Source organism: Meiothermus granaticius NBRC 107808 (assembly GCF_003574355.1).
Taxonomy (GTDB): Bacteria; Deinococcota; Deinococci; order Deinococcales; family Thermaceae; genus Meiothermus; species Meiothermus granaticius.
Window position 1 is genome coordinate 25,276 of sequence record NZ_QWLB01000033.1, and the last position, 10,632, is coordinate 35,907.

15 protein-coding genes are annotated in these 10,632 nt (G+C 63.7%); 13 read left to right on the top strand and 2 right to left on the bottom strand.

Annotation, left to right across the window (positions count from 1 at the left end; all coding sequences use genetic code 11):
- Positions 1-12 precede the first annotated feature (12 nt).
- Genes Mgrana_RS11810 through Mgrana_RS11840 form a run of 7 tightly spaced genes read left to right on the top strand, consistent with a single transcriptional unit; the run spans position 13 to position 6,368 of the window.
- The gene (locus Mgrana_RS11810; protein WP_170146462.1) at positions 13-711 is read left to right on the top strand and encodes a creatininase family protein; all 699 of its coding nucleotides are present in this window, start codon (positions 13-15) and stop codon (positions 709-711) included.
- A 3-nt stretch (positions 712-714) separates the two neighbouring features.
- Positions 715-1,740: a ketopantoate reductase family protein gene (locus Mgrana_RS11815; RefSeq protein WP_119357812.1), complete on the top strand. Its 1,026-nt coding sequence runs from the start codon at positions 715-717 to the stop codon at positions 1,738-1,740.
- Positions 1,737-2,669 (top strand): succinylglutamate desuccinylase/aspartoacylase family protein, encoded by a 933-nt coding sequence (locus tag Mgrana_RS11820; RefSeq protein ID WP_119357813.1) that lies wholly within the window; start codon positions 1,737-1,739, stop codon positions 2,667-2,669. The genes Mgrana_RS11815 and Mgrana_RS11820 overlap by 4 nt, the downstream gene beginning before the upstream one ends.
- A complete protein-coding gene (locus tag Mgrana_RS11825; protein ID WP_119357814.1) occupies positions 2,653-2,859 on the top strand; it encodes a hypothetical protein in 207 nt (68 codons plus the stop codon). The genes Mgrana_RS11820 and Mgrana_RS11825 overlap by 17 nt, the downstream gene beginning before the upstream one ends.
- Positions 2,860-2,863: 4 nt before the next feature.
- Positions 2,864-4,201 (top strand): amidase, encoded by a 1,338-nt coding sequence (locus Mgrana_RS11830; protein WP_119357815.1) that lies wholly within the window; start codon positions 2,864-2,866, stop codon positions 4,199-4,201.
- A 23-nt stretch (positions 4,202-4,224) separates the two neighbouring features.
- A complete protein-coding gene (locus Mgrana_RS11835; protein WP_119357816.1) occupies positions 4,225-4,971 on the top strand; it encodes an SDR family NAD(P)-dependent oxidoreductase in 747 nt (248 codons plus the stop codon).
- The gene (locus Mgrana_RS11840) at positions 4,971-6,368 is read left to right on the top strand and encodes a dipeptidase (protein WP_206075083.1); all 1,398 of its coding nucleotides are present in this window, start codon (positions 4,971-4,973) and stop codon (positions 6,366-6,368) included. The genes Mgrana_RS11835 and Mgrana_RS11840 overlap by 1 nt, the downstream gene beginning before the upstream one ends.
- Positions 6,369-6,488: 120 nt before the next feature.
- On the opposite strand, the gene Mgrana_RS11845 is transcribed toward Mgrana_RS11840, so the two are convergent.
- Positions 6,489-7,847, bottom strand: a complete 1,359-nt coding sequence (locus Mgrana_RS11845) for a recombinase family protein (protein WP_119357818.1) — start codon at positions 7,845-7,847, stop codon at positions 6,489-6,491.
- Between the two features lie 14 nt (positions 7,848-7,861).
- Between Mgrana_RS11845 and Mgrana_RS11850 the strand changes: the two genes are divergently transcribed.
- A complete protein-coding gene (locus tag Mgrana_RS11850) occupies positions 7,862-8,080 on the top strand; it encodes a hypothetical protein (protein WP_147021239.1) in 219 nt (72 codons plus the stop codon).
- Positions 8,077-8,511 (top strand): putative toxin-antitoxin system toxin component, PIN family, encoded by a 435-nt coding sequence (locus tag Mgrana_RS11855; RefSeq protein ID WP_119357820.1) that lies wholly within the window; start codon positions 8,077-8,079, stop codon positions 8,509-8,511. Before Mgrana_RS11850 ends, Mgrana_RS11855 begins: the two co-directional genes overlap by 4 nt.
- A gap of 6 nt (positions 8,512-8,517) precedes the next feature.
- Here the strand turns inward: Mgrana_RS11855 and Mgrana_RS11860 are convergent, their stop codons facing one another.
- Positions 8,518-9,201, bottom strand: a complete 684-nt coding sequence (locus tag Mgrana_RS11860; RefSeq protein WP_170146463.1) for an XRE family transcriptional regulator — start codon at positions 9,199-9,201, stop codon at positions 8,518-8,520.
- A gap of 103 nt (positions 9,202-9,304) precedes the next feature.
- Between Mgrana_RS11860 and Mgrana_RS16720 the strand changes: the two genes are divergently transcribed.
- The 4 genes from Mgrana_RS16720 to Mgrana_RS11870 all read left to right on the top strand — a co-directional run.
- On the top strand, positions 9,305-9,565 hold the full coding sequence (locus Mgrana_RS16720; RefSeq protein WP_147021238.1) for a helix-turn-helix domain-containing protein: 261 nt from the start codon (positions 9,305-9,307) through the stop codon (positions 9,563-9,565).
- Positions 9,562-9,735, top strand: a complete 174-nt coding sequence (locus tag Mgrana_RS16840; protein ID WP_170146464.1) for a hypothetical protein — start codon at positions 9,562-9,564, stop codon at positions 9,733-9,735. Before Mgrana_RS16720 ends, Mgrana_RS16840 begins: the two co-directional genes overlap by 4 nt.
- Positions 9,704-9,892: a hypothetical protein gene (locus Mgrana_RS11865; protein ID WP_119357822.1), complete on the top strand. Its 189-nt coding sequence runs from the start codon at positions 9,704-9,706 to the stop codon at positions 9,890-9,892. The genes Mgrana_RS16840 and Mgrana_RS11865 overlap by 32 nt, the downstream gene beginning before the upstream one ends.
- 76 nt (positions 9,893-9,968) lie before the next feature.
- Positions 9,969-10,632 (top strand): carboxypeptidase-like regulatory domain-containing protein (locus Mgrana_RS11870; protein WP_147371295.1); only part of this gene is annotated, 664 nt, incomplete at its 3' end.

Consider the following 10,632-nt stretch of genomic DNA (forward strand, 5'->3'; position numbering starts at 1 on the left):
AAGGAGGCAACCGTGAAGATCGCTGAGATGAACTGGATGGAGGTAGAAGCCTACCTCAAAGGGGACAACCGCTGCGTGCTGCCGCTAGGGAGTACCGAGCAGCACGGTTATCTGAGCCTGAGTGTGGATAGCATCCTGGCGGAGCGGGTCAGCCTAGAGGCAGCCGCCCCGCTGGGGGTGCCGGTGTTTCCAGTGCTGGCCTATGGGATCACCCCCTACTTCCGGGCCTACCCAGGGAGCGTCACCCTGCGGGTATCCACCTACTTGAGCGTGGTACGCGATCTCCTGGACGGGCTCTACGAACAGGGCTTCCGGCGCATCTTGATCGTCAATGGGCACGGGGGCAACAGCCCCGCTCAGGGGTTCGTGGGGGAGTGGATTGCCGATCATCCCGATTCCCAGGTGATGTTCCACAACTGGTGGAACGCCCCCAAAACCTGGGCCAAGGTACAGGCCATTGATCCCGTAGCCTCGCACGCCAGCTGGATGGAGAACTTCCCCTGGACCCGCCTCGAGGCCACCCCCCCTGCGGAGAGAAAACCCCTGGCCGACCTGGCCAAGTTGCGCCTGCTCTCCCCGGCTGAGCTGCGCCGCTACCTCGGGGACGGCAATTACGGCGGCCTCTACCAGCGCCCGGATCCCGAGATGCAGGCGATCTGGGAGGTTGCGGTTCAGGAAACCCAGGAGCTGCTCCAGAAGGGCTGGGCCTAGACCTTGAACCTTCCTGAACCCATCCTGATCTGGGGCGCGGGCGCCATCGGCGGAACCCTAGGGGCCTATTTCCAGCGGGCCGGGCACCCGGTGGTGTTTGTGGATAGCGCCTCGGAGCACGTCGAGGCCATCCGGACTCGGGGCCTTAGGATCACCGGGCCCTTGGCGGAGTTCACGGTTCAGGCCCCCGCCCATACCCCTGAAACCCTGCAGGGCCGCTTTCACACGGTATTCCTGGCGGTCAAGGCCCACCATACCCCAGCGGCCCTGGCCCAGCTCGAGCCCCATCTGGAGCCTCGAGGCTTCGTGGTCAGCGCCCAGAATGGCCTCAACGAGATCGAAATTGCCCAGGCCATCGGTCGGGAGCGAACCCTGGGTTGCTTTGTCAACTTCGGGGCCGATTACCTGGAGCCTGGAACCATTCATTATGGGGGGCGCGGGGCGGTGGTAGTCGGTGAGCTGGACGGCCAGATCACGCCCCGCCTCGAGGCGCTGCATCGGCTCCTGCAAGAGTTCGACGAGGGGGCATTACTAACCACAAACATCTGGGGCTACCTATGGGGCAAGATGGCCTATGGAGCCCAGCTCTTTGCTACCGCCCTCACCAACGCCAGCATTGCCGAGGCCTTCGCCGCCCCCGAGCACCACCGGCTCTTCATCGAGCTGGCCAGGGAGGTGCTCCGGGTAGCGGCCGCCCAGGGGATTCAGCCCGAGGCCTTCAACGGCTTCGAACCCCAGGCCTTTGCCCCCGACACCCCGCTGGAGCAGGCCCAGCAGTCGCTCGAGGCCATGGCCGCCCACAACCGCCGCTCCGCCAAAAGCCACTCCGGCATCTGGCGGGATCTGGCCATACGCCGGCGCAAAACCGAGGTAGACGCTCAGCTCGGCCCCATTCTCCGCATCGGTGAGGGCTGGGGCATTCCCACCCCCATTACCCGGCGGCTGATTGAGATGATCCACGAGGTTGAAGCGGGAACCCGCCCGCTGGACTGGAGCAACCTCAGCGAACTCGAGAAGGAGTTGCCATGAACCCATCCCACTTCCCCGAGCTACCCTCCAACCTGCCCCCGGGCACCCTCACCCAAGGCTATGTCTCCCTGGAGCTGGACGTGCCGCTCGAGCTGCCCTTCACCCTGGTGCAGGGGGCCAGGCCCGGGCCCAACCTGCTGGTTACCGCTGGGATTCACGGGGCCGAGTATGCCAGCATCGCCGCCGCTGTGCAGGTAGCCCAAACCCCCCCACAAACCCTGGCGGGGAGCCTCACGGTACTCCCGATCGTCAACCGTCCGGCCTACCGCACCCGCAGCATCTACATCAACCCGGTTGACGGCAAAAACCTCAACCGCTGCTTCCCTGGGGATCCCGGGGGGAGCTTTGCCCAGCAGCTGGCCCACTGGCTCACCGAAAACGCAATCCAGCGGGCCGATGCCTACATTGACCTGCACGGCGGCGACCTCAACGAGGGCCTGACCCCCTTCACCATATTCATCGAAGGGGACGAAGCTTCCCGCCGGTTGGCCGAGGTTTTTGGCCTCGAGCTCCTGGTCAGCAGCAGCCCTGGGGGAACCACCACCGCTGCTGGGTACCGCTGCGGGGTGCCCTCTATTCTGGCCGAAGCCGGTGGAAACGGGCTGTGGCCCGAAGCGGATGTGGAGGCCCTTGCGAGCGGGGTTAGGCGGGTCATGCAGCACCTGGGGATGCTGGAGGGCCCGCTCGAGCCCAAGCCTACCCGCCTGCTGCACGAGTTTGCTTGGCTGCGCTCGGAGCACGAAGGGCTGTGGTACCCCAAGGTTGGGGCGGGGGCTCAGGTGCAGGCCGGGCAAGACCTGGGCCGGATTACCGATCCTTTCGGCAAGGTTCTGCAGACGGTGAACGCGCCCCTGGCCGGAACCGTGCTGTTCGTGGTCAGCAGCCTGGCCATCAACCCCGGAGACCCCCTCTATGGCATCGGAGCCTAAAGGAAGCCTCACACCGGAGGGGGTGGCCCAACTGGCCCAATGGGCAGGGCTAAGGCTGGATCTTGACCGGGCCGCCGAACTGATTCCGCTCCTCGAGCCGCTACTGGAGGGGGATGCCCGGATCGCCCGCCTCGAGCTCGGCCTTACCCCTATCCTTGGCCCCACCTGGGCGGGGGCTGAGGAGGGGTGATTTTATGGAGCTGCTCACCCTCTCCATCGCTGAGGTGGGAAGGCGCTTCCGCTCCGGTGAGCTCTCCCCGGTTGAGCTCACCGAGCTAACCCTACAGCGCATCGAAGCGCTCAACCCCCGGCTCAACGCTTTCATTACCGTGACCCCCTCCAAAGCCCTGGAAGGGGCTCAGCGGGCCGAGCAGGAGCTGCGCTCGGGGCTGGATCGGGGCCCCCTTCATGGGATCCCCATCGCCCTCAAAGACCTGATCGAGACCGCGGGCATCCGCACCACCTGTGGCTCCAAAATTCTACGCGACCACATTCCCCAGCAAACCGCCCTCTTGGCACGCCACCTCGAGGCTGCCGGCGCGGTGCTGGTGGGTAAGACCAACCTGTTGGAGTTCGCCTACGGGATCGTCCATCCCGAGTACGGTCAGACCAACAACCCCTGGAACCCCCTGCGCACCTCGGGGGGCTCGAGCGGCGGCTCGGCAGCAGCGGTAGCCGCCGGACTGTGTTTTGCCGCCGTGGGTACCGAAACCGGGGGCTCCATCCGCATCCCCGCCAGCTACTGCGGGGTGGCCGGGCTCAAGCCCACCTACGGGCGGGTAAGCCTGGAGGGGGTTTTTCCACTCTCCTGGTCGCTGGACCACGCCGGACCCCTGGCCCGCTCCTCGGAGGATGCCCGGCTGTTGCTAGAGGGGATGCTGGGGGAGCCGCTGCCGGCGGTCGAGGTCGAGCTGGGGCAGCTGCGCTTCGGGGTGATCCAGCGCCAGGGGCCTGAGGTCGAGCCCGAGGTGCTCGAGGTGTTCGACGCGGCCTGTCGTAGGCTCGAGGCTGCCGGGGCAGCGGTGCAGGAGGTCCGCATTGCCGACCTCGAGCTGGCCGATACCGCCCTCTTGAACGTCCTCCTGCCGGAAGCCAGCCTGGTGCACCAGCGCTGGATTGCCGAGCGACCGGAGGATTACGCCCCTTTCACCCGCATCCAGATCGAGCTGGGCTTCACCCTCTCGGCCATGGCCCATCTACGGGCACAGCAGTTTCGCCGCCACCTGACCCGGCAGTTCTTGCAGGCCCTGCACAGGGTGGATGTTCTGATCTCCCCCAGCGTGGCCTGGGTAGCGCCGCAGGAGGACCCGGTGGTCGCAGGCCAGGCCGGCTCCGCCGAGGGTCGGCGCTCAGCCCCGCACAATCTGACCGGCCTGCCGGCCCTTTCCATCAATGCTGGGTTCGGGGCCCAGGGGCTTCCGGTGGGGCTTCAGGTGATCGGGAGACCCCAGGCCGAGGCCTTCGTGCTGGGTGTGGGCACCGCGCTCGAGCGCCTGCTTCCTGAAGCCCAGAAAACACCCCCGCTAGCCTGACCGCACCACCCGGAGGAAATCCCATGCAGATCCGCTTCGACCACAAAACCGTCCTCGTCACCGGGGCTGCTCACGGCTTCGGGCGCGCCATCGCCCACCGTTTCGCCCGATTGGGAGCCAGCGTCTGGGCCTGGGATTTGAACGCCGAGGAACTCCAGGAGACCCGCGCCCAGGCTGAAGGGCGCTGCGAGGTGCGCCGGGTGGACGTAACCGATCCCCAGGCCGTGCAGGAGGCCGCCCAGGAGGCCGGGGCCGTAGACATTCTGGTCAACAACGCAGGGGGGGTGCTGGGTCAGGTGGGGAAACCCCTCGAGACCGTTACCCCCAAAGAGTGGAACGATATCCTGGCGGTTAATCTGAGCGCGGCCTTCTACACCTCCCAGGCGGTGGCCCCAGGGATGAAGCAGCGGCGTTGGGGACGCATCATCAACATCTCGAGCGGAGCCGGGCTGGGGCCCAGCCTGACCGGCATTCAGGCCTATGCCTCGGCCAAGGCCGGGCTGGTCAATCTAACCCGTCAGCTCTGCCATGAGCTGGGGCCTTTCAACATCACCGTCAACTGCATTGCCCCTGGGTTTGTCCGCTCCAACCCCACCACCGAGCGCCAGTGGCAGAGCTACGGCGAGGAGGGGCAGCGACGGCTGCTCGAGAACATCGCGCTCAAGCGGCTAGGCACCGCACAAAACATCGCCGATGGGGTGCTGTTCTTTGCCTCCGAGCTGGCCGATTGGGTGAGCGGTCAGGTGCTCAGCGTGGACGGGGGAAAGTGATGCAGGAAGTGCTCAAGCACCTCGAGGCCCATTTCCAGGCCTACCTGGCTGAGCTGGCCGAGTTCGTCCGCATCCCCAGCGTCTCCACCGACCCGGCCTATGCCGCGGAGGTGGCCAAGGCCGCGCACTGGGTGGCCCAACGGCTGCGGCGCTCGGGGGTCCCCGAGGTGGAGATCCTCGAGACCCCAGGGCATCCTGTGGTCTACGGGGCTTGGGAGACCGATCCCCGCCGCCCCACCCTCCTGATCTACGGCCACTACGACGTGCAACCGCCCGACCCTTTAGAGCGCTGGCAGACCCCGCCTTTCGCTCCCGCCATCCGCGAGGTGAGCGGCGAGCAGCGCCTCTATGCCCGGGGGGTCTCCGACGATAAAGGCCCCATGCTGATCCCGCTCCTGGTCACCGAGGCCTTCCAAGCGGTAAAGGGGGCCCCGCCCATCAATCTCAAGTTCTTGCTCGAGGGCGAGGAGGAGGTGGGCAGCCGCCACTTAGAAGCTGTGGTACAGGCCCAGCTTCAGCGCCTCAAGGCCGATTTCGTGCTCTCCGCGGATGGGGCCATGTGGCGGCCAGGGGTTTCCTCGCTCAACCTCTCGGCCCGAGGCTTGGTGAGCCTCGAGTTCAGCCTCATCGGCCCGAGTAAGGATTTACACTCCGGGCGGCACGGCGGGGCCATCCTAAACCCGTTGGTGGCGATGGCCCGCTTGATCGCCAGCCTGCACGAGGCCAGCGGGCGGGTCGCGGTAGAGGGGTTCTACGATCGGGTCTGCGAAGCTTCCCCCGGCGAACGTGCCGCAATCCAAGCCCTCCCCTGGGAGGATGGCGCTTATCTCGCCGAGATCGGGGCACAGGGGGTCTACGGTGAACCGGGGTACTCCACCTTGGAGCGCCAGTGGATCCGGCCAACCTTGGAGGTCAACGGCCTGTGGGGCGGGTATACCGGTCCCGGCGGCAAAACCGTAATCCCCAGCCGGGCCCAGGCCAAGCTGAGCTGTCGCCTGGTTCCCGAGCAAAATCCAGACGAGGTTCGCGAGCGGCTAATTCAGCACCTCCACCGCCACTGCCCACCCTCCATGCGCCTAGAAATCCAGGCTGAACCCCACGGGGCACGGCCTTACGCCCTCCCCTCTGACCACGTCGGGCTTCGGGTGGCTCGAGCGGTGCTGCGCGAGACTGAGGGGCAGAAACCGCTCGAGGTCCGGATGGGGGGCACCCTCCCCATCGCCAACACCTTCAAGGAATACCTGGGCCTGGACACGGTGTTCTTCTCCTTTTCCACCGGGGATGAGGATTTCCATGCCCCCAACGAGTTCTTCCGGCTAGAGCGCTTCCGCTTGGGCCTTGAGGCTTGGGCACGGTACTGGTGGCGGTTGGCTCACCTCGAGGGCTTAGAAACTTAGCGCTGAAAAGTGCTCGAGGCCCCTTAGCAGCCAAGGGGGATTGGGGGTATCCTTGGGCCTATGGAAAAAGCAGAGGTGCTTCGCCTGATAGACGCTCACGATTGGCTCTGAAACCAATCATCATGTGACCACCCGCCGCCGCATCTCAATCCGCTTACCGCTGTAGATAACAAAAACCACCCCAGCCCGGCGCAGGGCTTCGGGGGTGACATGTTTGGGCAGCTCCACCGCCACCAGTGCGGGTGGAGCGCTGGCGGCTACCGAGGCCTCGAGCTGGGCCATCTCGCGTCGCACCGCCTCGAGCCTGGCCCTCCCCTCCTCCAGGGTGTACATCCCCGCCTCGGTCATGGCCTTGATGCGGGCCTCTCGTTCAAGCAAAGGCTGCAACTTGGCAGGGTTGGGGGTAGGATCAACGGGAACCACGGGAAACGGCGGCAAGGCAACGATCCCCCGCTGCACAGCATCCCGTGCCCCTGCCAAGCAAGCCGCCTCAATCTCGCGGTACTTGAAATGCACCCGCTCCTTGCAATGCCGGTTGCGACATCGGGTCCACCCGCGCTCGGTGTAGCGGTTCACCGACAACGACCAACCGCAGCCCCCACAGCGCAGCATCCCAACCAGCGGAAACTCTGCCAAGCGGCTATGCCGGGGGCCGCTCTTGGGGGCATTGTCCAGGCGCATCTGCACTTGCTCAAATAGCTCCACCGGCACCAGCGGCGGAAGCTGCTGCACTACCCGCACTGGCCCGCCCTTCTTGCGCCGAAAGACCACCTCGGTTTGTCCGGTATACGCACGGTTGCGCAGCATTACCAGGACGGTATTGGGCCGCCAGTAGCCCGCCCGCCCCGGCAACGGGGCCCCCTCAGCCGTCAGCCGGGCCGCGATGCGGTCGCAGCCTAGCCCTTGCGCGGCCCAGGTGAAAATCTTCAGCGGCCACTCCTGGCGCTCAGGGTCATACTCAATCACCCTCTCGCCGGTGGGGGTGAACCGCCGCCGCAACCCGTACACCAATGGATAGCCCACAAACCGGCCCTTCAGTGCGGCGCTGATGCGGTCGTCGTAAAGCCTCGAGACGGTGTAAAAATAATCCTGCTCCGCCCCGATGGCCTCAATCTGGAACAACAGCCGGTCGGAAGGATCGGACAGGTCAATTTGGCGGCTCGAGTTGGAAAAGTGCAGCTCGAGCCCGGCTCCAATAATCTCTTCCCCAATCTGGAGAATCGGCAGCACCAGGCGTCCCTGGCGCTTTACGTCATAGATCACCGCCGCGTCGAACAGGCCCCGCCCGGCATCAGCCAACAAAGCATCCAGGCCCTGGCGGGTTTTGATCTTGCCGGTGATGGTGTCGCGGTAGGTAGCGACGAGCTGGCCCCCCTGCCGCTCCACATACTCAGTGTTGACCCTTGCTTGCTTCTCGGCCCCTACCCCGCGCTCTTGGGGGCCGGTGGAAAGGCGGATGTATTGGGCAAAGCGTTTCATGCTATCCTCGAGGTATGCGCTTAACGGTGGATTTGAGCGAAAGGGAAATGAAAGGGTTGCGTTTGGTGGGTAAGGGAAAACCCGAAACCATAGCCCGCAAAATGATTTTGGAAGGTATCCAGATTGCCCAGGCCAAAGCCGAGCTTGCCAGGCCGGTAAAGAACCCTTTGAACAAAGAAGAGATTGACGAGCTGGTGCACAGTGTGCGCCGCAGAAATAGGGTCAAGCGTTGAGAGCTGTATTCGACACCCAGGTATACATTCGTGCGCTTCAGCCCAACGCGTATCCTGTCGAAACCGCGCTTTTGCGGTTGTGGCTGGACAAGCGCCGATTTGAGGTGTACACCTCGCAAGCCCAGATCGAAGAAATCCGCCGGGTAAGCCGTCGCAAAATAGCCCAGACGCGCATCGGCAAAGCCAAGTTTGGCGCTCTGGTCAAGCTGCTTAAATCGCGAGCCGTAACGCTGACTATTCCAGCCAAAGAGATTGATGAGGTTGTGACCGCAGACCCCTCGGATGATTTCATCTTGGCAATAGCGCTGAAAAGTAAAGCTCAACTGCTGATTACAGATGACAAGCACATCAAACCGCTCAGAAAAATAGGCCATACGCAAATCCTGACGCCAGCAGAGGCACTTCAAAAGTTTGGCAACACCAGGGTTTGATGCTAGCTATCCCCTCAAAAACCGACCAATCGCCACACCTATCACGGTGCTACCCTCTGGGGCCTCGAAAGCGGCCCGGTAGGCCCGGTTATCGTTGCCCAAAAGCAAAAGGCCGTTTTCCACCCCCAAATAGCGCTTGATCACCACGCCGTCGCCTGCCAGCCACACCGCCACCACCTTGCCGCGCTCGGGTAGACCGTCGCGGTAGCAGATGACCAGGGTGCCATCATCGGCGTACCCCTGCATAGAGTCGCCGTGCACCCGCACCACAAACAGCCGGGAGCGGTCGTAGCCGCGCAGCTCGGGCATGAAAATCTCTACGGTATCGGCCCCATCATTCGACCAGGGCGGCCCGGCCCCAGCATCTATCACCGGCAATACATACACATCGCCATCTGGCCCGGCGCGTTCGATGGCCTCAGAGGCCAGCGTCTCACGGATGTAATCAATGTGGATGCCGGTGGCCTGACTGAACTCAGCCAGGCTCCAGCGCAGGGCCCGTAGTAAACCGAAAAACTTTTCTGCTCCTAAAGACAGTGGATGAATATCTCCACGCTCAATGCCCGAAACTGTTGTTTGTCCAAATAAATCACCAGCATGTTCAACTACCGACCATTGGGTAAATCCTAACTGCTCACGCCTTCTTTTTATTGCGACTGCCCATGCAGGCCTTTCTTTGGCTTCAGGCACGCTATGAAGGTAACGTAACATGATGTGGTTACGCTAACGTAATGTTGCTAACACTGTCAATATATACTTGACTACATAGCAGTAGACTGATATTGTGTAGATCATGACTAAGACCCCATCAGTTTTTAAAGACCTGATTGCACTAGAAGACCTGGCGGATATTACGGGCAGGCATCCCAACACCTTGCGCGATTGGGTTAAGAAGGGCTTGCTTCCCGGTACAAGGATTAGTGAACGGGTATATGTTGTATCGAAATCTCTTTTTTTGCAAAGTCTTAGCAATGGACTGCTATCAGATCGCTTCACGGCCCGTGAAGCAAAAGAAATCCTCGCAAAGCTCAACCAGCAGGAGGCCCAGCCATGAAAGAGCGCCTCAATTTCATCGGCGTCTACAACGGCTTCGCGCTGTACGTAGACCTCGAGGCCTTCCCCACCCCCACCCAAACCACCCGCCCCGATACATTCTCTGGCGCGGTTATCCCAACTGAATCGGAGGAAAAGGATGAGCTTGGAGCAGATTCGCCTCGAGATTGAGGCCCGGCAGCAGCGCATAGACGCGGCCATCTCGCCCGACCCGGTGGAACGAGCCTGGGTGCGCTGGCGCTGGTCGTTGGACCGGTTGCGCGAGCAGAAGCGCGAACGATTGCTCGAGCTGAGCGTGGCCCTGCTCGAGCTGAAAGGAGAAGCATGAAGCGTTTTGCACTGGACATTTTTGCCGGTCTGGTTGGCGGATTGATCGTGACCGCCCTGGTGGCCTGGGGGATGCGGTGAGCTGGTGGGATCGGCTCACCGCCTTTTTGCACCGGCTGGACGTGGCGCTGTACCGCGCCCTAGGAGGACGTATGCCCAATCGTTTGACCCTGACCTTCACCCCGCCCAATGCCCGCGTGGAGATCTCCCCGCCGATCCCGGCGGACCGCGCGGTGACCCTGACTGGCACCACCGGGCTGTGGATGACCGAGGCCCTGCCCCCCGGCAACTACACCCTGCGGGTGAGCGCCGAGGGCTACCAGCCCTGGAGCCGCAGCCTGACCCTGGATAGCTCCGACACCCCGGTGGCCCTCGAGGCCTACCTGCTGCCGGTCCCCCCGGTCACCCCCAGCCCGGCCCCTCAGCCCGCGCCCGCGCCCAGCGGCACCGCCACCCTGGAGATCACCCGGCCCAGCGGTAGCTCCTATTACCTCAAGCTCTTGCCCAACCGGGGCACCTGGAACACCTCCGGCACCCTTACCACCATCCGCGATCTGCCCCCCGGCACCTACACCCTCGAGGTAGCCCCAGAGGTGATCTACAGCCTGAACCTGGCCGCCGGGGACGGGGCCGCACCGGGCTGGGTGAACGCAGGCCAGGCCGGGAATGGTTTTTTGGGCCTGGGCCATGCTCTGGTGGGGATGAACCAGGCCGTGAGTCTGGACGGGGCCCCCATCGTTG

Coding starts and splice junctions, on each gene's coding strand:
- Mgrana_RS11820 (WP_119357813.1), top strand. CDS start 1,737: ATGAACCCATCCCACTTCCCCGAGCTACCCTCCAACCTGCCCCCGGGC.
- Mgrana_RS11825 (WP_119357814.1), top strand. CDS start 2,653: ATGGCATCGGAGCCTAAAGGAAGCCTCACACCGGAGGGGGTGGCCCAA.
- Mgrana_RS11830 (WP_119357815.1), top strand. CDS start 2,864: ATGGAGCTGCTCACCCTCTCCATCGCTGAGGTGGGAAGGCGCTTCCGC.
- Mgrana_RS11835 (WP_119357816.1), top strand. CDS start 4,225: ATGCAGATCCGCTTCGACCACAAAACCGTCCTCGTCACCGGGGCTGCT.
- Mgrana_RS11840 (WP_206075083.1), top strand. CDS start 4,971: ATGCAGGAAGTGCTCAAGCACCTCGAGGCCCATTTCCAGGCCTACCTG.
- Mgrana_RS11845 (WP_119357818.1), bottom strand. CDS start 7,847: ATGAAACGCTTTGCCCAATACATCCGCCTTTCCACCGGCCCCCAAGAG.
- Mgrana_RS11850 (WP_147021239.1), top strand. CDS start 7,862: ATGCGCTTAACGGTGGATTTGAGCGAAAGGGAAATGAAAGGGTTGCGT.
- Mgrana_RS16720 (WP_147021238.1), top strand. CDS start 9,305: ATGACTAAGACCCCATCAGTTTTTAAAGACCTGATTGCACTAGAAGAC.
- Mgrana_RS16840 (WP_170146464.1), top strand. CDS start 9,562: ATGAAAGAGCGCCTCAATTTCATCGGCGTCTACAACGGCTTCGCGCTG.
- Mgrana_RS11865 (WP_119357822.1), top strand. CDS start 9,704: ATGAGCTTGGAGCAGATTCGCCTCGAGATTGAGGCCCGGCAGCAGCGC.